At 71.2% G+C, this 20,054-nt stretch carries 21 protein-coding genes; 13 read left to right on the top strand and 8 right to left on the bottom strand.

The features are described 5' to 3' along the window. Nucleotides 1-135: 135 nt before the first annotated feature. Nucleotides 136-948, bottom strand: a complete 813-nt coding sequence (locus ACFQ7Q_RS19775) for an NAD(P)H-binding protein (RefSeq protein WP_383556708.1) — start codon at nucleotides 946-948, stop codon at nucleotides 136-138. 79 nt (nucleotides 949-1,027) lie between these two features. Between ACFQ7Q_RS19775 and ACFQ7Q_RS19770 the strand changes: the two genes are divergently transcribed. Together ACFQ7Q_RS19770 and ACFQ7Q_RS19765 are read left to right on the top strand one after the other, a co-directional pair. Then, nucleotides 1,028-1,417, top strand: coding sequence for a helix-turn-helix domain-containing protein (locus ACFQ7Q_RS19770; protein ID WP_329119079.1), 390 nt, complete (start codon nucleotides 1,028-1,030; stop codon nucleotides 1,415-1,417). Further along, nucleotides 1,396-2,544, top strand: coding sequence for a DUF2786 domain-containing protein (locus ACFQ7Q_RS19765; protein WP_383556705.1), 1,149 nt, complete (start codon nucleotides 1,396-1,398; stop codon nucleotides 2,542-2,544). The genes ACFQ7Q_RS19770 and ACFQ7Q_RS19765 overlap by 22 nt, the downstream gene beginning before the upstream one ends. Before the next feature lie 66 nt (nucleotides 2,545-2,610). Here ACFQ7Q_RS19765 and ACFQ7Q_RS19760 read toward each other — a convergent pair whose 3' ends face one another. Continuing rightward, nucleotides 2,611-3,525 (bottom strand): NAD-dependent epimerase/dehydratase family protein, encoded by a 915-nt coding sequence (locus tag ACFQ7Q_RS19760; protein ID WP_383556702.1) that lies wholly within the window; start codon nucleotides 3,523-3,525, stop codon nucleotides 2,611-2,613. Nucleotides 3,526-3,742: 217 nt separating this feature from the next. Here ACFQ7Q_RS19760 and ACFQ7Q_RS19755 point away from each other — a divergent pair, with 217 nt between their 5' ends. Together ACFQ7Q_RS19755 and ACFQ7Q_RS19750 are read left to right on the top strand one after the other, a co-directional pair. Beyond that, a complete protein-coding gene (locus ACFQ7Q_RS19755) occupies nucleotides 3,743-3,901 on the top strand; it encodes a hypothetical protein (RefSeq protein ID WP_383556699.1) in 159 nt (52 codons plus the stop codon). 173 nt (nucleotides 3,902-4,074) lie between these two features. After that, nucleotides 4,075-4,287: a DUF397 domain-containing protein gene (locus ACFQ7Q_RS19750; RefSeq protein ID WP_361856175.1), complete on the top strand. Its 213-nt coding sequence runs from the start codon at nucleotides 4,075-4,077 to the stop codon at nucleotides 4,285-4,287. Between the two features lie 79 nt (nucleotides 4,288-4,366). Here ACFQ7Q_RS19750 and ACFQ7Q_RS19745 read toward each other — a convergent pair whose 3' ends face one another. Beyond that, nucleotides 4,367-4,870 carry an ATP-binding protein gene (locus ACFQ7Q_RS19745; RefSeq protein ID WP_383556697.1) on the bottom strand — a complete coding sequence of 168 codons (504 nt, stop codon included), beginning with the start codon at nucleotides 4,868-4,870 and terminating at the stop codon, nucleotides 4,367-4,369. A gap of 290 nt (nucleotides 4,871-5,160) precedes the next feature. On the opposite strand from ACFQ7Q_RS19745, the gene ACFQ7Q_RS19740 reads away from it, so the two are divergent. The 7 genes from ACFQ7Q_RS19740 to ACFQ7Q_RS19710 all read left to right on the top strand — a co-directional run bounded on the left by ACFQ7Q_RS19740 (nucleotide 5,161) and on the right by ACFQ7Q_RS19710 (nucleotide 12,130). After that, nucleotides 5,161-6,033, top strand: a complete 873-nt coding sequence (locus tag ACFQ7Q_RS19740) for a helix-turn-helix domain-containing protein (protein ID WP_383556694.1) — start codon at nucleotides 5,161-5,163, stop codon at nucleotides 6,031-6,033. 71 nt (nucleotides 6,034-6,104) lie between these two features. Next, a complete protein-coding gene (locus ACFQ7Q_RS19735) occupies nucleotides 6,105-7,562 on the top strand; it encodes an aldehyde dehydrogenase family protein (protein ID WP_383556692.1) in 1,458 nt (485 codons plus the stop codon). A gap of 99 nt (nucleotides 7,563-7,661) precedes the next feature. After that, complete coding sequence (locus tag ACFQ7Q_RS19730; protein ID WP_383556689.1) at nucleotides 7,662-8,216, top strand: DinB family protein; 555 nt, start codon at nucleotides 7,662-7,664, stop codon at nucleotides 8,214-8,216. A gap of 84 nt (nucleotides 8,217-8,300) precedes the next feature. Then, a complete protein-coding gene (locus ACFQ7Q_RS19725; protein WP_383556687.1) occupies nucleotides 8,301-8,942 on the top strand; it encodes a PadR family transcriptional regulator in 642 nt (213 codons plus the stop codon). 89 nt (nucleotides 8,943-9,031) lie between these two features. After that, nucleotides 9,032-10,015 (top strand): ATP-binding cassette domain-containing protein, encoded by a 984-nt coding sequence (locus ACFQ7Q_RS19720; RefSeq protein ID WP_383556685.1) that lies wholly within the window; start codon nucleotides 9,032-9,034, stop codon nucleotides 10,013-10,015. After that, on the top strand, nucleotides 10,012-10,776 hold the full coding sequence (locus tag ACFQ7Q_RS19715) for an ABC transporter permease (RefSeq protein WP_383556682.1): 765 nt from the start codon (nucleotides 10,012-10,014) through the stop codon (nucleotides 10,774-10,776). The genes ACFQ7Q_RS19720 and ACFQ7Q_RS19715 overlap by 4 nt, the downstream gene beginning before the upstream one ends. A 376-nt stretch (nucleotides 10,777-11,152) precedes the next feature. Further along, nucleotides 11,153-12,130 carry a WD40/YVTN/BNR-like repeat-containing protein gene (locus ACFQ7Q_RS19710; RefSeq protein WP_383556680.1) on the top strand — a complete coding sequence of 326 codons (978 nt, stop codon included), beginning with the start codon at nucleotides 11,153-11,155 and terminating at the stop codon, nucleotides 12,128-12,130. 7 nt (nucleotides 12,131-12,137) lie between these two features. On the opposite strand, the gene ACFQ7Q_RS19705 is transcribed toward ACFQ7Q_RS19710, so the two are convergent. From ACFQ7Q_RS19705 to ACFQ7Q_RS19695, 3 genes are all read right to left on the bottom strand, one after another. Beyond that, a complete protein-coding gene (locus ACFQ7Q_RS19705; RefSeq protein ID WP_383556677.1) occupies nucleotides 12,138-13,550 on the bottom strand; it encodes a glutamate decarboxylase in 1,413 nt (470 codons plus the stop codon). Between the two features lie 21 nt (nucleotides 13,551-13,571). After that, entirely contained in the window at nucleotides 13,572-14,861 is a 1,290-nt protein-coding gene (locus tag ACFQ7Q_RS19700; RefSeq protein WP_383556729.1) for an ion channel protein, read from the bottom strand. A gap of 111 nt (nucleotides 14,862-14,972) precedes the next feature. After that, entirely contained in the window at nucleotides 14,973-15,341 is a 369-nt protein-coding gene (locus tag ACFQ7Q_RS19695; protein WP_383556674.1) for a YbjQ family protein, read from the bottom strand. Between the two features lie 158 nt (nucleotides 15,342-15,499). On the opposite strand from ACFQ7Q_RS19695, the gene ACFQ7Q_RS19690 reads away from it, so the two are divergent. Further along, nucleotides 15,500-16,183 carry a DedA family protein gene (locus tag ACFQ7Q_RS19690; RefSeq protein WP_383556672.1) on the top strand — a complete coding sequence of 228 codons (684 nt, stop codon included), beginning with the start codon at nucleotides 15,500-15,502 and terminating at the stop codon, nucleotides 16,181-16,183. A 29-nt stretch (nucleotides 16,184-16,212) separates the two neighbouring features. On the opposite strand, the gene ACFQ7Q_RS19685 is transcribed toward ACFQ7Q_RS19690, so the two are convergent. Both ACFQ7Q_RS19685 and ACFQ7Q_RS19680 read right to left on the bottom strand, forming a co-directional pair. After that, nucleotides 16,213-17,859 carry a threonine/serine exporter ThrE family protein gene (locus tag ACFQ7Q_RS19685; RefSeq protein ID WP_383556726.1) on the bottom strand — a complete coding sequence of 549 codons (1,647 nt, stop codon included), beginning with the start codon at nucleotides 17,857-17,859 and terminating at the stop codon, nucleotides 16,213-16,215. 125 nt (nucleotides 17,860-17,984) lie between these two features. Beyond that, on the bottom strand, nucleotides 17,985-18,479 hold the full coding sequence (locus ACFQ7Q_RS19680) for an inorganic diphosphatase (RefSeq protein ID WP_003968257.1): 495 nt from the start codon (nucleotides 18,477-18,479) through the stop codon (nucleotides 17,985-17,987). A gap of 102 nt (nucleotides 18,480-18,581) precedes the next feature. Between ACFQ7Q_RS19680 and dacB the strand changes: the two genes are divergently transcribed. Further along, on the top strand, nucleotides 18,582-20,018 hold the full coding sequence (gene dacB / locus ACFQ7Q_RS19675) for a D-alanyl-D-alanine carboxypeptidase/D-alanyl-D-alanine-endopeptidase (RefSeq protein WP_383556669.1): 1,437 nt from the start codon (nucleotides 18,582-18,584) through the stop codon (nucleotides 20,016-20,018). Nucleotides 20,019-20,054 lie beyond the last annotated feature (36 nt).

Here is a 20,054-nt window from a genome sequence, read left to right as displayed (position 1 = left end):
ACCGTTTCCGCGTCCGTGGATCACGACTGCTGGAGGGCGTCTCCGAGGTAGGCCTGGCCCTACCCTCGCCGTCCCCGGTAGGCCTGGCCGTACCCCCGCCGTCCCCGGTAGGCCTGGCCCTACCCCGGCCGTCTCCTACCCCTTGCGTACGGCCGCCACGAACACGTCGAGCGCGTCCAGCGGCTCGCGCCCCAGCAGTTCGCGCAGGCTGCTCTTCACCCCCGTGCCGTCCATGAAGCCGTGCGCGATGGCCGAGTACGTGCCCGTCAGCATCGGCACCTGGAACGACTCCGCTCCCGAGGCGGCAAGGGCGGCCCGCGCCTCGGCGAGCGTGCCGGGGGCGTACTCGGCGCCCAGCGCCCGCGCCAGGTCCGCCCCGCCCAGCGGCCGCTCGCCGACGAGCTCGTAGGTGCGGCCGGCGTGCGCGGCCGGGGCGGTGGCGACGGCGACCGCGATCTCGGCGAGGTCCTCGCGGGCCACGGCGGCGAGCCGGCCCTCGCCGAGGGGGCCGGTGATGCGGTTGTCGGCGTCCGGGGTGGCGATCCAGGTGAGGAGCTCGGCGTAGAGCCCGTTGCGCAGGACCGTCCAGTTGACGTCGGACCGCCGGAGCCGGCGCTCGGTCCAGCGGTGGGCGAGGGAGTAGGTGAGGTGGTCGCCGTCGCCGGAGAGGCTGGTGTAGACGATGTGGCCGACGCCGGCCCGCTCGGCGGCGGAGACCGCGGCCTCGTGGCGGGCGATGACCGTGTCGTCCTCGCCGTACCCGGCCGAGATCAGCAGCAGCGTCTCGACCCCGGCGAAGGCTTCCGGCAGCGTGCCGGGCCGGTCGAAGTCGACGAGTCGGGTGCCGGGAAGACCGGCGCGCGTGCCGAGGACGACGCCGTCGCGGCCGGCCAGACGCTCCGCGACGAGTGAGCCGAGACCGCCGGAGACACCGGTGACGAGCAGCATGATTCCCCCTGATTTCGTGATCCCGTTCGGTGGCACTCATTCTTGAGCGAGCGCGCGGATCTCGTAAGGAGGCACATTGATGTCAGCGGGGCACACGGAGGTAACCACCGACCCGGTCGTGAGCTGCGCGGAGGAGTGCGGAGTACGGGATGTGCAGGACCGGCTCGGCGACAAGTGGACCGTCCATGTCGTCGTCGAACTGGCGGCGGGGCCACGCCGGTTCAAGGAGCTGCAGCGGCTGGTCACCGGCATCTCGCAGCGGATGCTCACCCTGACGCTGCGCCGCCTGGAGCGGGACGGGCTGGTGACGCGGACGGTGTACCCGACGACGCCGCCGCAGGTGGAGTACGCGCTGACGGAGACGGGCCACAGCATGACGCATCTGATCAAGCAGCTGATCGACTGGTCGCTCGACCACCGTGCGGTGATCGGTCGGGCGCGCGAGGAATGGGACGCGAAGCAGTCGTGAGCACGACGAGGAGCACGGTCGAGCAGGCCTTCGAGGCCCTGTACACGGACGACGACACCGCCCTGGACTCGGCGGCGTCCCTGCTCGCGGCCGACCGGACGGCCGACGCGGAACTGGCGCGCCGCGGCGAGGAGTTCGTACGGCGGGCATGGGAGCGGGGCTGGCAGCCGGCGGATCTCGTACGGCTGGTGCGGCGGGACCTCGCGGAGGAGCACGTGCGGCTGGCGGGGGCCGTGATCGCCGCGGAGACCGGGCGGTACGAGCGACTGCCGCGCCGCTGGGCCGCGCAGCTGGCCGACCTCGACACCACCCCCGTCCGTGCGGACCGCTTCTCCTCGGCGACGACGACCTTGGAGCTGTACCGGCTCCTGGTCAGGCTGCCGTCCCTGGAGCCGGTGGGCCCGGTGCCCGGCGACGCGCTGCCGGCCGCCGTGGCGGGGGAGCCGCGGATGCTGACGCGTGTCCGGGCCCTGCTCGCGAAGGCGGAGGCGACGGGCTATCCCGAGGAGGCGGAGGCGCTGACGGCCAAGGCGCAGGAGCTGATGGCCCGCCACAGCCTGGACGAGGCGGCGCTGGAGTCCCGTGCGCCCTCGGGCGATGTGCCGGGGGCGATCCGGATCGGTGTGGAGCCGCCGTACGAGCAGGCGAAGGCGATCCTGCTGGACGCGGTGGCGGAGGCGAACCACTGCCGCGCGGTGTGGAACGAGGCGTACGGCTTCTCGACGGTCGTCGGCTTCGAGGCGGACCTGGACCCGGTCGAGCTGCTGTACACCTCGCTCCTGGTGCAGGGCACGGCCGCGATGACGCGGGCGGAGGCGGAGCAGCGGGCGGGCGGCCGGAAGCGTACGAAGTCGTTCCGGCAGTCGTTCCTGCTCGCGTACGCGAACCGTCTGGGCACGCGCCTGGCGTCCACGTCCCGCCGCGTGGCCTCCGAGACCCCGACGCTCCTCCCGGCGCTGGCCTCCCGTGAGGTCGCGGTCACCTCCCGCGCGGACGAGATGTTCCCCGAGACGCGGACGACCCGCGTCCGCGCGATGTGGGACGAGGCGGGCTGGACCCATGGCACGAGCGCCGCGAACGCGGCGGGCCTGGGCCGGGGGCAGAAGGAGATCAAGGACGCGCGCTGACGGGTTCCGGCCGGGCGGACCGCGCCGTTCGGCCGGACCGCCTCGGCCCGACCGGGGTCGGGCGCGTCACCACTCCGTCAGCGCGGCGAGGCCCGCGGCGCAGTCCCGGTAGCGCGGAGTCCAGCCGAGTTCCGACTCGGCCTTGGCGTTGGAGACCCGCAGGCTCGTGGTCGAGATCGTGTGCGCGTACGACATCGGGCGGGTCAGCCAGGCCGGCACCGTCAGCGGCTTCGGGGTGCCGAACACCTCGGCGACCGCGCGCACATGGGCGCCGAAGCCCATCGGGGCGTGGTCCGCGATGTTGTATGCCTCTCCCGGCAGTCCGCCCTCGACCGCGAGCGCCACCGCGCGCGCCGCGTCCTGCAGGTGGACCCACGGCAGCACCCTGCCCCGGTCGGCGACCGCCGGCAGCCGCCGCTTCCGCAGCAGGTCCACGATGGTCTCGGTGCCGCCGGGCCCGTAGAACAAGCCGAACCGCAGCGCGACGCCCTCGATCCCCTCGGTCCCGAGCATCAGCTCCTCCTTGGTCCGCATGGCGTCCACATGCCGCTGGGACGGGGCGTCCAGGCCGGTCGGCCCGAAGACGTCCGACTCCGTGATCACCCGGTCCCCGAAGTCCCGGTACCCGTACCCGAAGACCATCGACTCGGCGATCATCCGCCGCGCCCCCACCGCGCGCGCCGCCTCCACGAGATGCGCGGTCCCCGCGACCCGCAGCGCGTCGGTCGCGGCCATGTCCCGGTGCCGCATCGGAGGCTCGCGCAGGGCGGTCGCCGCGTGCACGACGGTGTCGACCTCCAGCCCCTGCACCGCGCGGAGCAGCCCGTCCCGGTCCATGAGGTCGGCGACGACGTCGCTCTCCGCCCCGCGCCCCAGTCCCAGCACGGTGTGTCCGGCCGCGGTGAGCTCCTCGGCGACGTGGCGTCCGAAGACCCCGCTCGCCCCTGCCAGCAGCACGTTCCTGGATTCAGTCATGCTCATGGGACGAGCATGGGCTCCCGGACGTGACATCCCCGGAAGCGACCCGGGGGCACAGGCCGGTGGATGAAATATCCCGTTCGCCCTGATGTGACGTTAGGCTCGGCGCCATGAGCCGGCTCCGGTCCCTGTAAGGAGGCCGCCCGTTCCGGGCTCACCGTCGAGCGGCAGCGGCTCGAACCGCTCGTGGCCGCCCGCGCCACCCTCGGCCACCGGGATCGTGCAGGCCGCCGACCCGGGCATGTCCTTCTCCGCCGCGCTCGCGGTGCTGTGCGCCTTCGGGATGTACCTGCTGCTGCGCAAGGACGCGGTTCTCCTTCTGGACGTCCTGGACGAGTTGTCGCAGGCCCTGGCGGAGGAGGGCCGGGACCGGCCATGACTCATACTCGTCGGTAGCACGCTGAGTCGCGTAGTCGATACGCCACCCCGCGTGCACGTGCATCTGCTCATGCAACGGCATATGAACACAGCTATGATCCGAGGAAGTTGACACCTGCACCAAGCAATCTCGGGGAGCTACCAGTGCATCATGCGCATCACGCGTACAACGGCATGGCGGCCACGGAGCTTCATGGTGTCGTGTGGCAGAAGAGTCGGCACAGCAACTCCCAGGGGTCCTGCGTGGAGTTCGCCAAGCTGCCCGGTGGCAACGTTGCCGTTCGCAACTCGCGCCACCCCGACGGGCCCGCTCTCGTCTACACGCCCGCCGAGATAGAGGCGCTGCTGCTCGGCGTCAAGGACGGGGAGTTCGACCACCTGGTGTGAGCGGCCGCGGCGAGCGGTCGCACGGAGAAGGGCCCCGGCTGATGCCGGGGCCCTTCTCGTACGCGTCATGTGCGGCCACTCACTCCGGTCCGAGCCGGAACAGCGCCCATACCACCTTGCCCTGGAGCGTCCCGGCCAGCGGGTGCCATCCCCAGCCGTCGCTGAAGGAGTCCACCAGGAACAGCCCCCGGCCCGACTCCGCCGCGAAGTCCTCGTCGCCCTCGCGCGTCTCGGGGCTCCGATGGCTCGGATCGCGTACCGCGCACACCAGACGGCTCGTCCAGCGCATCAGGTGCAGGCGGACCGGGGGAGCGTGCCGGCCGCCCTCGTCCTGGGGCGCGTCCGACGGCAACGCGTGCCGCAGGGCGTTGGTGACGAGTTCGGAGACGACCAGCGCGACGTCGTCGAAACGCTCGGTCAATTCCCACTGCGCGAGCGTCGCCTGTGTGAACTTCCGTGCGCCGCGCACCGCTTCGTAGCGGGGTGGCAGCGCGCAGGAGGCGGAGGTGGAGACGGCCGCGGGATCGATCGGCGGAAGCCCCTGCCGTAACGGCTCGAGCATGGTCGATCCATTCGTCCCCATGCGAGGCACTCCCGGGAATCGCGACTGTGGTGCGACAACACGAACGAGTACGCAGCTGCGCGGGGTCCATGGTTCCGAATGCGACCAAGGGATGCAAGGGCAGATGCACGTGCACGCGCCTGACCTGTCCGCCCCCGTGCCGATTCTGTGCATATCTTCTGCCGACCGATTTCCCTCTGATCGGTAAGTCGCCCTGAACATGCCGCCTTTCCGTAATCGAATGTGTACGGGCTGAAGCGTTTAGTGGCACAATCCGGGGGCCCGAGACCCGCGAAGGAGAGGCTGGAGCCGTGACCGCAGTCGAATCGAGCGGAGCGAGCGGGAGCGTGGTGCGGCGCATCCTGCTGGGTTCGCAACTGAGGCGGTTGCGCGAGTCGCGCGGCATCACCCGCGAGGCGGCCGGCTACTCGATCCGCGCGTCCGAATCCAAGATCAGCCGTATGGAGTTGGGCAGGGTGAGCTTCAAGGCCAGGGACGTCGAGGACCTGCTCACGCTCTACGGCGTCAGCGACGAGTCCGAGCGCGGCTCACTCCTCGGGCTTGCCCGCGAGGCCAACGTCGCCGGCTGGTGGCACAGCTTCGGCGACGTCCTGCCCGGCTGGTTCCAGACGTACATCGGCCTGGAGGGCGCCGCCTCCCTGATCCGCATCTACGAAGTCCAGTTCGTGCACGGCCTGTTGCAGACCGAGGCATACGCGCACGCCGTCGTCACGCGCGGCATCCCCGACGCGCCGCGCGCCGAGATCGAGCGCCGCGTCGCGCTCCGGCTGGAGCGCCAGAAGGTCCTCGTCTCCGAGAGCGCCCCGCAGTTCCACGCCGTGCTCGACGAGGCCGCGCTGCGCCGCCCCTACGGCGACCGGGCCGTGATGCAGGGCCAGTTGAGGCATCTCATCGAGATCTCCGAGCATCCCAACGTCACCCTCCAGGTCATGCCCTTCAGCTACGGCGGCCACGCCGGCGAGAGCGGCGCGTTCACCATGCTGAGTTTCCCGGAGTCCGACCTCTCCGACGTCGTCTATCTGGAGCAGCTGACGAGCGCCCTCTACCTCGACAAGCGCGAGGAGGTCGCCCAGTACGCACGCGTGATGGAGCGGCTGCGGGGGGACAGTCCCGATCCGGCCGAAAGTCGCGACCTTCTCCGAGGACTCCTCCAACTCACGTAGCACGTAAGTACGATGACGTGACATCAGTGTTGCCACAGTGTCCGCCACCGCGGGTTAAGGGGTCTCGATCCATGTCCTACTTCACCGACCTGGCCCACCAGTACATAGACGGCGAGTGGAAGCCCGGCAGCGGCTCGTGGGACATCATCGACTTCAACCCGTACACCGGTGAGAAGCTCGCCTCGATCACCGTCGCCACCGCCGACGAGGTCGACCGCGCCTACCGCGCCGCCGAGCGCGCCCAGCGCGAGTGGGCCGAGACCAACCCGTACACCCGCCGGCTCGTCTTCGAGCGCGCGCTGCGCATCGTCGAGGACCGCGAGCAGGAGCTCGCCGACACGATCATGGCCGAGCTCGGCGGCACGCGCCTGAAGGCGGCCTTCGAGCTGCACCTCGCCAAGGAGTTCCTGCGCGAGGCGATCCAGCTGGCGCTGCGCCCCGAGGGCCGGATCCTGCCCTCCCCGGTCGACGGCAAGGAGAACCGCGTCTACCGGCTCCCGGTCGGTGTCGTCGGCGTCATCTCCCCCTTCAACTTCCCCTTCCTCCTGTCGATCAAGTCGGTCGCCCCGGCGCTCGCCCTCGGCAACGCGGTCGTCCTCAAGCCGCACCAGAACACCCCGATCTGCGGCGGCACGCTGGTCGCGAAGGTGCTGGAGGACGCCGGTCTGCCGGCCGGACTGCTGAACGTCGTCGTCACCGACATCGCCGAGATCGGCGACGCGCTGCTGACCCACCCGGTCCCGAAGGTCATCTCCTTCACCGGCTCCGACAAGGTCGGCCGCCACGTCGCCACCGTCTGCGCGCAGAACTTCAAGCATGCCGTCCTCGAACTCGGCGGCAACAGCGCCCTGATCGTCCTCGAGGACGCCGACGTCGACTACGCGGTGGACGCGGCCGTCTTCAGCCGCTTCGTGCACCAGGGTCAGGTCTGCATGGCCGCCAACCGGATCCTGGTGGACCGCACGCTGGAGGCGGAGTTCACCGAGAAGTTCGTCGCCAAGGTGAAGACGCTGCGCGTCGGCGACCCCGCCGACCCCGCCACGCACATCGGGCCCCTCATCAACTCCCAGCAGGCGGAGTCGGTTTCGGCCGTCGTCGAGCAGGCGGTGGCGGGCGGTGCGACGGCCCTGCTGCACGGTTCGGTGGAGGGCAACGTCGTCTCCCCGTCGGTCCTGACCGACCTTCCGGCCGACGCCCCGGTCCTGAGCCAGGAGATCTTCGGCCCGGTGGCCCTCATCCTGCCCTTCGACGGCGAGGACGAGGCGATCCGGATCGCCAACGACACGCCGTACGGCCTGAGCGGCGCCGTCCACACGGGTGACATCGAGCGGGGCGTACGAGTCGCCCAGCGCATCCACACCGGCATGATCCACATCAACGACGGCACCGTGGCCGACGAGCCGATCGTGCCGTTCGGCGGCGAGAAGCACTCGGGCATCGGCCGGCTCAACGGCGACGCGATGATCGACGCCTTCACGACCCAGAAGTGGATCTCGATCCAGCACGGCCGGAGTCAGTTCCCCTTCTAGGACAGAAGCTGTCCTCAAGAGTTCGTAACGTGGTGGGTGTCGGGAGAGGAAGCCTCCCCGGCGCCCACTTCTCTTTCGTGTCAGGAAGGCGGACATCTCATGGTTGCTCTTGTTCCCGCGGAGGCCCGGGGTGACGAACGCGGGGCGTTCCTCGACTTCGTCGAGGCCCAGCGGGCGGCGATCCGCCGCGCGGTGCTCGGTCTCACCGAGGAGCAGGCGGCGAGCCGTCCGAGCGCCAGCGCGCTCAGCCTGTCCGGGCTGATCAAGCACGTCGCGGAGGTGGAGCTGACCTGGCTCCGCCTGGCGCAGCAGCGCCCGAACGAGCGGCACCGCTCCAAGGACACCTGGGGCGACGGCTTCCGGCTGGTCGACGGCGAGACCGTGCCCGAGATCCTGGACTTCTGGGCCGGCGTGGCGAAGGAGACCGAGGAGTTCGTCCGGTCCGTGCCGAGTCTGGACGACACCTTCCCCCTGCCGCCGGCCCCCTGGTTCCCGAAGGACGGGCAGGTCTCGATGCGCTGGATGCTGCTCCACCTGGTCCAGGAGATGGGCCGGCACGCCGGGCACGCGGACATCGTCCGCGAGTCCCTGGACGGCAAGGACTCGTTCACCCTGATCGCGGAGGAGCAGGGCGCGGTCCCGGCGGCGGGCTGACGACGCGGGGCCGATGGCGCGCGTCGCCGACGACGGCCGGCTGGTCACGCGTACCCTAGTCAAAATTGACTAGGAGGTGCGAGGGTGTCAGCGATCCGGCTGCTTGTTCTCGGCGCGGTCCGCCAGCACGGGCGCGCCCACGGCTATCAGGTCCGCAACGACCTGGAGTTCTGGGGCGCGCACGAGTGGTCCAATGCCAAGCCCGGCTCGATCTATCACGCGCTCAAGCAGATGGCGAAGCAAGGTCTGCTGCATGCGTACGAGATCGCGCCGAGCACGGCGGGCGGCCCGCCGCGGACCGAGTACGAGGTGACGGAGAAGGGTACGGAGGAGTACTTCGCGCTGCTGCGCGAGGCGCTGACCACGTACGACCAGAAGATGGACGTCCTGTCCGCGGGGATCGGGTTCATCGTCGACCTCCCGCGGGCGGAGGTCGTGGAGCTGCTGCGCGCGCGGGTGCGCGCGCTCGACGAGTGGCGCGCCGCCGTCACCGAGTACTACACGCCGGAAGGCGGCCCGCAGCAGCTCGGGCACATCGGCGAGATCATGCACCTCTGGGTCCACTCGGCGGACGCCGGCAAGGAGTGGACGCTCGGCCTGATCGAGCGGATCGAGGCGGGGGCGTACTCCTTCGCCGGCGAGGGCGGGGAGCCCTTCGTGGGGGTGCTCGCCGAGGGTGAGGAGAACCCGTACGCGACGGGCGACCCGGACGACCATCACGACTAATCAAGTTTGACTAACTGAAGGAACGGGCATACCTTCTCGCGGTGGTCAAATTTGACTACTGGGCCGATCGGCTCGACTGGAGGAGACGGATGACTGACGCGATCGTCGTCGAAGGCGCGCGGAAACGGTACGGGGACAAGCCGGCACTCGACGGCCTCGACCTGGTCGTCGGCGCCGGCACGGTGCACGGCCTGCTGGGCCCCAACGGCGCGGGCAAGACCACGACGGTACGGATCCTGGCCACGCTGCTGCGTCACGAGGAGGGACTGGTGCGGGTCGCGGGCTTCGACGTCCGGACCCGGGCGGCCGAGGTGCGGCGCAGGATCGGGCTCCTCGGGCAGCACGCGGCCGTCGACGAGGAGCTGGGAGGCCGGCAGAACCTGGAGATGTTCGGGCGGCTGTACCACCTGGGCGCCCGGCGGGCCGGCGCGCGGGCCGACGAGCTCCTGGAGCGGTTCGGGCTCGCGGACACCGGACGCAAGCCCGTCAAGCAGTTCAGCGGCGGCATGCGCCGCCGCCTGGACCTCGCGGCCTCGCTGATCACGGAGCCGGAGGTGCTCTTCCTGGACGAGCCCACGACCGGACTCGACCCGCGCGGCCGCGGCGAGGTGTGGGAGTCGGTGCGCTCCCTGGTGGGCGGAGGGACGACCGTCCTGCTCACCACGCAGTACCTGGAGGAGGCCGACCAGCTCGCCGACCGGATCTCGGTCGTCGACCACGGCCGGGTCGTCGCCGACGGCACGGCCGACGAGCTGAAGACCAAGGTCGGCGGCGACCGCATCGACGTCGTCCTGCGGGACGGCCGGCGGCTCGCCGAGGCGGCGCGGCTGCTGCCCGCGCCGGGATCCGACGTGACGGTGGACGCCGACCGGCGCCGGATCAGCGCGCCCGTGACGGACCGGATGGCGGCGCTGGCCGAGACCGTGAGGGCACTGGAGGAGGCCGGGATCGAGGCGGCGGACATCGCCCTGCGGCGGCCGACCCTCGACGAGGTCTTCCTCCATCTGACCGGCGACGCACAGGACGGGGGCGCGGACGGCGTGCGCGGCGAGGAAGCGGAGGTGGCGGCATGAGCGTGGCGTATGTGATGAGCGACTGCTGGACGATGACCCGACGGGAACTGGCCCACTGGGCGCGGCAGCCGATCGTGATGGTGGTCGGCCTCGCCTTCCCGGTCATGATGCTGCTGATGTTCGGCTATCTCGTCGGCGGCGGCCGGGAGATCGAGGGCACGTACGTCGACTACCTCGTGCCCGGCATGCTCACGCTGACGATGGTCTTCGGCCTCGAAGGCACGATGACGGCCGTCACCCAGGACCTGAACAAGGGAGTGATCGACCGCTTCCGCTCGATGCCGATGGCCGACGGGGCGGTGCTCGTGGGGCGTTCGGTCGCCGACATGCTGCAGTCCGCGACCGGGCTGGTGGTGATGGTCGGCGTCGGGTACGCGATCGGCTGGCGGGCGCACGGCGGATTCGGCGCCTTCCTCGGGTCCATGGGGCTGCTGCTCCTGCTGCGCTTCGCGATGCTGTGGATCGGGATCTACCTGGCGATGGTGGCCGGACGGCCGGAGCTGGTGATGGCCGTGCAGATCCTGGTCTGGCCGATCGGCTTCCTCTCCAACGCGTTCGCCTCGCCGGGGTCCATGCCCGGGTGGCTGGGCACGGTCGTCGAGTGGAATCCGATGTCGGCGACCGCGACGGCGGTACGGGACCTCTTCGGCAACCCGGGCGGGGAGCCGGGCCATGTGATGGCGGCGGTGGTGTGGCCGCTGCTGCTCCTCGCGGTCTTCTTCCCGCTGGCGGTGAGGAAGTTCAGGCGGCTGAGCGTGTAGTGGGAACCCGAAGCGGTCGAGCGGTGTAACCAATGCGGACGGTTCACCGCGGACCGGGCGAAGAGACGGGGGACGTGCGATGCGCAGGCTCTACGGAGTGGCCGGCGCCGTCGTGGCGCTGGTGTTGACGGCTTGTACGGGCGCGGGGGGTTCGGCTTCGCCGGGCTCTCCGGGCTCGGGCTCGGGTTCGTCGGGCGCGGGCTCTCCGGGCTCGGGTTCGTCGGGTTCTTCGCGTACGGGTGGCACGGCGGGCGCCGGTGCGGAGGCATCGGTCGTCCCGCCGCCGCGGATACCGTCGGGGCGCCGGCTCCCCGGCTGGTCGCACTCCCTGGGATTCGCCTCCGACGGCAGCGGGTTCGCCCTGCTGGCCGACTGCGTGGCGGACGAGCGGGCGTCGGAGAACGGCTTCTGCAGGCAGCACGTCGCCGTCCTCGACCGGGGCGCGAAGGACTGGGTGCTGCGCCGCTCGCCGCTGCCCGAGACGCGGGGCACGGACGGCGTCTCGGCCGGCCTGCTGGCGCTCGGGCCGGGGCGCGCCCTGATCGAGGAGGGCGGTGCCGAGCCGGAGAAGCGGCGGACCTGGTTCACCCGGGACGGCGGGCGCAGCTGGCGCGTCGGCGACCTGAAGACCGTCGGGACGACCCCGGTGATACCGACCGGGTCCGTGCTCACCACCGATTGCGCGCAGCCCGCCGGGGCGTCGGTGGACGACTGCGTCCGGCAGCGGCTGGTCGTGGTCTCCCCGGAGGACGGGCGACGGCGCGCCCTCGCCGAGGGGCCGCTGCTCGGGGCGCGTCCGAGGCCGGCCGAGGTGGCGGAGCCCGACGGCTCGTGGTGGGCCTCGGGGACCGACCCGCTGTCGGGGCGGGCCGCCGTCGCTGTCTCGCGGGACCAGGGGCGCAGCTGGTCGGTGAGCCGGCTGCCGAGCCCGACCACCGAGCCCGGCTGGTACACCGCGGTCGCGGTCGGCCGGTCCGTCGTCTACGCGGCGGAGATGGGGGAGTTGAAGGGCGGTGACCCGGTGAAGAACCCCATGCGGGCGCTGCACCGCTCGCTGGACGGCGGCCGGAGCTGGCAGCGCATGTGGACGACGGGGCCGATGATCGAGCCCCGCACGCTCCTGGGGGTCCCGGTGCCGGGCCCCGAGGGCCGGGTGCTGATCGGAGCCGAGGACCGGGAGTACGTGAGCGTCGACGGCGGCAGCAGTTTCCGCCCCTCGGGCGGCGGCACGACCTTCACCCGCCGCACGCCCCTCGGGCTGCTCCGCCACAGCACCAGCTGTCTCTACGGCATATCCGTGGACGGCGAGCGCTGGGCGGAGTTCGGCCTGGGATGCGAGGGCGAGACGCCCTGACGCGCGGTCAGTGGTGGAAGGAGGTGACCGTCGCCTTGTCCCGGCTCAGCGGATGCGGCTGGCTGCGCAGTTCGGGCAGAAGTCGCCTCAGGTCCTCGATGAACAGTTGGGCGAGGTCGGCCGAGAAGCCGTTGCGGCAGACCACGCGCAGTACGGACAGGTCCTCCCGGTTGGCGGGGAAGGTGTACGCCGGTACGAGCCAGCCGTGTTCGCGCAGCCGGCGCGAGACGTCGAAGACGTCGTACGAAGTGATGTCGGGGGCCGTGGTGAACGCGAACACGGGCAGCTGATCGCCCCGGGTCAGGAGCCGGAAGTCGCCCATCGCCTCGATCCGTTCGGCGAGGTCCCGGGCGACGTCCCGGGTGGTCTGCTGGACCGCCCGGTAGCCCTCCCTGCCCAGCCTCAGGAACGTGTAGTACTGCGCGACGACCTGGGCGCCCGGCCGGGAGAAGTTGAGGGCGAAGGTGGGCATGTCGCCGCCGAGGTAGTTGACCCGGAAGACGAGCTCCTCGGGGAGTTCGGCGGGCGAGCGCCACAGGGCCCAGCCGACACCCGGGTAGACGAGTCCGTACTTGTGACCGGAGGTGTTGATCGAGGAGACGCGGGGCAGCCGGAAGTCCCAGACCAGGTCCTCGTCCAGGAAGGGGGCGACCATCGCGCCGGAGGCGCCGTCGACATGGACGGGGACGTCGAGGCCGGTCCGTTCCTGGAGGGCGTCGAGGGCGGCGCAGATCTCGGCGACGGGTTCGTAGGAGCCGTCGAAGGTCGAACCGAGCACGGCGACCACACCGATGGTGTTCTCGTCGCAGAGTTCGGCGGCCGACTGGGCGTCCATGTGGAAGCGGTCTCCGTCCATGGGGACGAGCCGGGCCTCCACCTCCCAGAAGTTGCAGAACTTCTCCCAGCAGACCTGGACGTTGACGCCCATCACCAGATTGGGCCGGGCGCTGCCGGGATAGCGGTCGGCGTTCTTCTTGGCCCAGCGGCGCTTGAGGGCCATGCCGGCGAGCATGCACGCCTCGCTGGAGCCGGTGGTGGAGCAGCCGACGGCGGTCGCGGGGTCCGGGGCGTGCCACAGGTCGGCGAGCATCGCCACGCAGCGCCGCTCCAGTTCGGCGGTGCGCGGGTACTCGTCCTTGTCGATCATGTTCTTGTCGCGGCACTCCGCCATCAGGACCCCGGCCTGGGGCTCCATCCAGGTGGTGACGAAGGTGGCGAGGTTGAGCCGGGAGTTGCCGTCCAGCATCAGCTCGTCGTGGACCAGCTGATAGGCGCTCATGGGCGGCAGCGGACCCTCGGGGAGCTGGTGGTGCGGCGGTGCCTCGGTCATTCCGCCGACCGGGTTGGCTTCGCCGAAGAAGGGGTTGAGGGCGAGGCGCCGGTCGGGCTCGGGCTTGACGGGACCCTTGTGCAGCGGCATGGGACTCCTTCCAGAGGGTGTTCAGTGCAAGGGGGCGCCCGACTCGTCCAGTTCGAGCTGGGGGCGGCCGGTGACGACCAGCCAGGCGGGCAGGGAGGCCAGGCAGAGCAGGGAGAGCATCGTGGGCGAGGAGGCGAGCACGGCGGCGACGAAGAGACTCAGCCAGCCCTGCCGGGTGGTCGCCATCAGCACGCCGAGGACGCCGGAGGAGACGGCGACGGCCGGGTGGATCTCGGGGACGAGGGCCTGGGCCAGCAGGCCGAAGGCGGCCCCGATGAAGACTGCGGGGAAGATCCGGCCGCCGACGAAGCCGCAGGAGGCGGCGACCAGCAGGGCGGCGAGTTTGACCACGGCCATCTTGGCCAGCTCGCCCGAGGACCAGCCGCCGATGTTCGCGGTGAGCTCCTTCATCTGGTCCAGGCCCTTGAACAGCGTGATGGAGCCGCCGAGCACGCCCAGCAGGCCGAGGACCAGACCGCCGGCCGGCAGCCTCACCATCGGGTGCTTCAGCAGTTGGAAGGCGCGGTGGACGTAGGGGAGGCCGTAGCAGCACAGGAGGCCGAACAGGGCCGCGACGGTGGCGACGACCATCGAGGCGAGCAGATCGGCCCACCCCGGCTCGGGCAGGGGAGGCAGGGACAGGTCGAAGCTGGGGTGCGCCAGGAGCGTCGTGGTCATCGCCCCCGCGCCGGCCGCCATCAGCGGGGCGAAGAGCCGGTCCCACAGGGAGCCCTGCCCCTCGCCCGGCCGGTGGACAAGGGCCTCGGAGATGACCAGGGCCGCGGCGACCGGGGTGCCGAAGAGGGCGCCGATGGTGGCGGAGGAGGCGAGCGCCACCCAGAACGCGCCCGGTACGGTCGGTGCCGCCTTGCGGCCGAGCCAGTAGGCGAGTGCGCCGTTGGCCACGATGATCGGGTTCTCCGGGCCGAGGCTGACACCGCCGGCCAGCGTGAGCGTGCCCGCGATCAGTAGCCCGGGAACGACGACCGGCGACACCGGGGCGCTGCCGAGACCGCCCTCGGCCGGGTCGGGGCCCGCGTGCCCGGGGACCTTCCAGATGACGAGCCCGACCACGATCCCGGTCGCGGTGAGCATGACGATCATCCAGAGGGCGGAGAAGTCCCCGATGCCCAGTGCGCCGGGAAGGGTGTCCCACAGGACGTCCTTGAGCTCCTCGGAGAGCCACTCGATGGCGAGGAACAGCAGACTCGCGCCGACCCCGATCACCAGGGCGGGCAGGACCTGCGGCAACAGGGCTCGTGCAGGCGACCGGGGGGCGGGGGGCGGGGGCCCGGACGACGGGTTATCGATGGCCACCGCCCCACCATAGGGGCACAAAAGCCGCACAACGCCCCGAGAGTTGGGGGTGTCGGAGAGTTGAGGGTGCGTCGTCCGGTGCCGCCGTCCGGTGCCGTCGTCCGGTCAGGCGCGAGGAGCGATCACCGCGGCCGTCCCGTAGGCGCAGACCTCCGTCCCCACGTCCGCCGCCTCCGTCACGTCGAAGCGGAACATCAGCACGGCGTTGGCGCCGCGCGCCTTGGCCTGCTCCACCAACCGATCCATCGCCTGGTTACGGGTCTCCACCAGGGTCTTCGTCAGACCCTTCAGCTCCCCTCCGATCATCGACTTCAGCCCCGCGCCGATCTGGCTGCCCAGATGCCGCGAGCGCACGGTCAGACCGAAGACCTCGCCGATCACCTGCCGGATCTCATAGCCGGGAACGTCGTTGGTCGTGACGACCAGCACGTCGGACTGCGGTCCCTGACCGCCTCCGTACTCATCGATGCCCATCCGCATCCACCTCCTGGCCCCCAGCCTCGGCCCGGCCGTCCGCCCTCGCATCCCGGAGGGGCCCGGTGGGAGCCGTATGGAACCCGGGGTCGTAAGAAAGCGTTGATACTTTGGGGCAGCCGTCCCATGCCCTCATCAACCGCAGGAGCCCGGAACCCGTGAATACGCTTGCCCTCGGACCGAGCTGGCTTGACCCGGATTACCTGATCCAGACCTTCGGCCTGATCGGTGTCCTCGTCATCGTCTTCGCCGAGTCCGGCCTGCTCATCGGGTTCTTCCTGCCCGGCGACTCGCTGCTCTTCACCACCGGCCTGCTGGTGACCACCGGCAAGCTCGACCAGCCGCTCTGGCTCGTCTGCACGCTCGTCGTGGCCGCCGCCATCATCGGCGACCAGGTGGGCTATCTCTTCGGCCGCAAGGTCGGCCCGGCCCTCTTCAAGCGCCCCGACTCCAAGCTCTTCAAGCAGGAGAACGTGGAGAAGGCGCACGAGTTCTTCGAGAAGCACGGCCCGAAGTCGCTGATCCTGGCTCGCTTCGTCCCGATCGTGCGCACGTTCACGCCGATCATCGCCGGTGTGAGCCGGATGAACTACCGCTCGTTCATCACGTTCAACATCATCGGCGGCGTGCTGTGGGGCGCGGGCGTCACCGTGCTCGGCGCCTCCCTCGGCAAGATCGACTTCGTGCACCAGCACATCGAGGCGATCCTCATCCTGATCGTGGCGATCTCCGTGATCCCGATCGTGATCGAGTACCTGCGAGCCCGCTCCCAGTCCAAGAAGGCCCGCGCCCAGGGCGACCACGACACCCCCACCGAGCGCGGCCGCCACGCCAAGCGCTAGGGCCGGAGCCCGTCCGGCCCCGGTCCAGCCTAGAAACCACGCGTCCGCTTCGCGGCGCGGCGGGCCGCCGCCGCGCCCGGGGCTTGCATGAACAGGCGGGCCAGCTCGCCCCCCAGGTTCACCCCGATCGCGATCGCCAGGGCCAGGGCCGCCGCCTTCGCCAGGTTGGCGAAGCCCTGGTCCAGGTTGTTCTGAGCGATCGAGAGCACCCCGAAGTACGTCGCCGAACCGGGCAGCAGCGGCCCGATCGCCGCCGTCACGTACGGCAGCGACGAGGTGTGCTCGTACCGGGCGATCAGCTGCCCGAACAGACCCACCAGACCGGCCGCCACCGCCGTCGCCATCACCGCCGAGCCGTTCGCCGTCACGGCGATCGACGCGTAGATCACCCACGCCACCCCGCCGTTCAACGTCGCGAACAGCACCGTCGCCCGCGACTGCTGCAGCAGGATCGCGAACGTCGCGCACAGCACCATCGCCGCCAGGATCTGCACCACCGGCCGCTCGACCAGACCGAGCGCCCCCTCCGGATTGAGCTGGGCGTCGAACTGCACGGCCACGTACAGCACCGACAGCACACCCACCACGATCGCCACGAAGAAGTACCCGACCTCCAGGAGCCGGGCCGAGGCCGTGATGTAGAAGCCGGTGAGACCGTCCTGTACGGCCGCCACGAGCGCCCGCCCCGGGATCAGGGCGAACAGACCACCCGTGATGACCGCCGAGGGCCGCAGATCCGTGTGTAGCAGCGTCAGCAGCACCCCCATCGCGGCCGGCGGCATCGCCGCCACCAGGAACTGGTAGAACTCCGGCAGTCCACGCCCCGCGCAGAGCCACGCCAGCCGGTCGCCCAGCACCGCGCCCAGCGCCGCCACGAAGAAGACCGTGAGGTCACCGCCCAGCAGCACCGAAGCCGCGCCCGCCAGGACACCCGCCGCCGACGTCAGCACCCATCCCGGGTACGGGTGCCGGTTGCGCCGGATCTCCGCGAGCCGCCGGTACGCCTCCTCCGGCGTGACGTCGTGCTCCTCCGCGTTGATGTCGGCCAGCAGCTGGTAGACCGCCGCCAGCCGGGTGTAGTCCGTGCCCCGGCGCCGTACCGTCCGGTTCGCCGTGATCGGATCGTCCACCAGCGACGGCTGGTACGTGATCGAGAGCAGCGTGAACGTGACCGTCGGCTCGCACCGGTCCAGACCGTAACTGCGGCAGATCGCGAACATCGCCGCCTCGACGTCCTCCGCGCCCTCCCCGCCCGCGAGCAGCAGCTCACCGATACGCAGGGTCAGGTCGAGCACACGGCCCACCGCGGGCCCCGCCTCGTCCTCCACCTTGCGCGTCTCCGGCACCGGCCGGTCGCCCACCGGAAGCCGCAGCATCGTCCGCATCCGGTCCTGCCACGGCGCGTCCTTCGACAGCCGCACCATCGGAACGCCGTGCGCCGGCGTGAAGGCCGGCGGCGCCTGCTTCGCCGAGTACGTGGACGGTGGAGCGAACGCCGAGCCCTCCGGCTCGGCCGCCGGCTCCGGCGCCAGCCCCTCGGGAACGGCGAACTCGGAGGTCGGATGCTCCTCCTCCGCGACCACCGGCTGCTCGACCCCCGCCGGCGGTGTGAAAGCGCTGCGCGCCTCGTCCGACTGCGGCTTCCGGTCCTCCGGGCCGTCCGCCTCCGCGACCACTCTCTTCGCCCTCACTCCCATTCGCGCTGTCTGCCCAGTATGGGCACGGGCATACGACAACACGCGAGACGGGCGGCGCACCCACACGAGGTGCACCGCCCGTCACAGCTTCAGCAGGGACCCACTCAGTGGGCGCCGCCCTGCGCCTCCAGGCGCTTGTAGGAGGCCTCGATCTCGGCCTCGGCCTCGGCGCGACCGACCCAGTCGGCGCCCTCGACCGACTTGCCCGGCTCCAGGTCCTTGTAGACCTCGAAGAAGTGCTGGATCTCCAGGCGGTCGAACTCCGACACGTGGTGGATGTCGCGCAGGTGCTCGACGCGCGGGTCCGACGCGGGGACGCAGAGCAGCTTGTCGTCGCCGCCGGCCTCGTCCGTCATACGGAACATGCCGATGGCGCGGCACTTGATCAGGCAGCCGGGGAACGTCGGCTCGTCCAGGATGACCAGCGCGTCCAGCGGGTCGCCGTCCTCGCCGAGGGTGTTCTCGACGAAGCCGTAGTCGGCCGGGTAGCTGGTCGAGGTGAAGAGGCGGCGGTCCAGGCGGATACGACCCGTCTCGTGGTCGACCTCGTACTTGTTCCGCGACCCCTTCGGGATCTCGATGGTGACGTCGAACTCCACGGGTGGCTCCTCCTGAATCAACACATGTGAATGCCTGCGACAACGCGCAGTGATTAAGTGTCCCTCACGCCTGTGTGTGATCGCGAAAGGGGCTGGTCAGCAATGCCGGAGCCGAGGACGTGGCAGGTCACGGTGGGATCTGCCGTGCTCGGTCTGGCCCTGGCCGCCGGAGCGGTGTCCGCCGCCGGCCCGTGGGACAACGGCCAGCGTAAGGCCGAGCGGGCCCGCGCGGCCGCCACGACCCCGACAGGTGGCGCACATCACGCGGAACCCCGGCCCCCGGCGGGGCCGCAGCTGCCCGCTCCCGCCCCCAGCGCCGCCGGGGTGCTCCGCGCGCTCGACGCCCCGGGCACCGCCCGCCCCGGCGACCTCGCCACCACCCTCGTACCGCTCCTCGCCGACCCCGCCCTCGGCACACTGCGCACCGCCTCGGTCGTCGACGTGGCCACCGGGAAGCAGCTCTACGGGGAGGGCGCCACCACGCCCATGACCCCGGCGTCCACGATCAAGATCGCCACCTCGGTCGCCGTCCTCTCCGCCCTCGGACCCGACCACCGCATCCCCACCACCGTCGTCGCCTCCCCCGACGGCCGCACGGTCACCCTCGTCGGCGGCGGCGACCCCACCCTGGACCGCACCCGCCTGAAAGCCCTGGCCGACGGCTCCGCCCGCGCCCTGAAGGACCGGGGCGTCACCGCCGTACGCGTCGCCTACGACACGAGCCTCTACCAGGGCCCCGCCCGGCACCCCATAGGCCCCAACGACAACATCGCCCCCGTCAGCGCCCTGATGCTCGACGAAGGCCGCCTCGACGACTCCCACAGCGGACCCGCCCCCCGCACCACCGACCCCGCCGGAGACACCGCCACCGCCTTCGCCGAACTCCTCGGCAAGGCCGGCACCAAGGTCCAGGGCACCCCGGCCCCCGCCCGCGCCCCCAAGGCCCCCAAGAACCCCAAGGCCGCCGAGGACCCCGCCGCCCCTCTGGCCCGTACCGAATCCGCCCCGCTCTCCTCCCTCGTCGAACGCACCCTCACCCACAGCGACAACGACCTCGCCGAAGCCCTCGCCCGACAGACCGCCCTCGCCCGCAAGCAGCCCGCCAGCTTCGCGGGCGCCGACAAGGCCGTCCGGGCCGAACTGGCCGCACTCGGCCTCCCCACCACCGGAGCCCGCTTCGCCGACGGCAGCGGCCTCTCCCGCGACGACCGGATCTCCGCCGCACTGCTCACCGGCCTTCTCACCCGCGCGGCCGACCCCACCCGCCCCGCACTGCGCCCGGCCCTCACCGGCCTGCCCGTCGGCGGCTTCAGCGGCACCCTCGAAGGCCGCTTCGACACCGCACCCGCCACCGACGGCGCCGGCCTCGTCCGCGCCAAGACCGGCACCCTGACAGGCGTCAACACACTCGCCGGAACCGTCGTCACCGCCGACGGCCGACTCCTCGCCTTCGCCTTCCTCGCCGGACGGACCACCTCGCCCTACACGGCCCAACCCGCCCTCGACAGGCTCTCCGCCGCACTCGCCTCCCAGGGCTGAACAGGTCCGAAGCCTCACCGAACAGGCGTCGAGAAC

It is taken from the genome of Streptomyces sp. NPDC056527 (assembly GCF_042794475.1).
In the GTDB taxonomy this organism is placed as follows: Bacteria; Actinomycetota; Actinomycetes; order Streptomycetales; family Streptomycetaceae; genus Streptomyces.
Note: the sequence above shows the minus strand (reverse complement) of the source record. Positions and strands in the feature narration are given on the sequence as shown.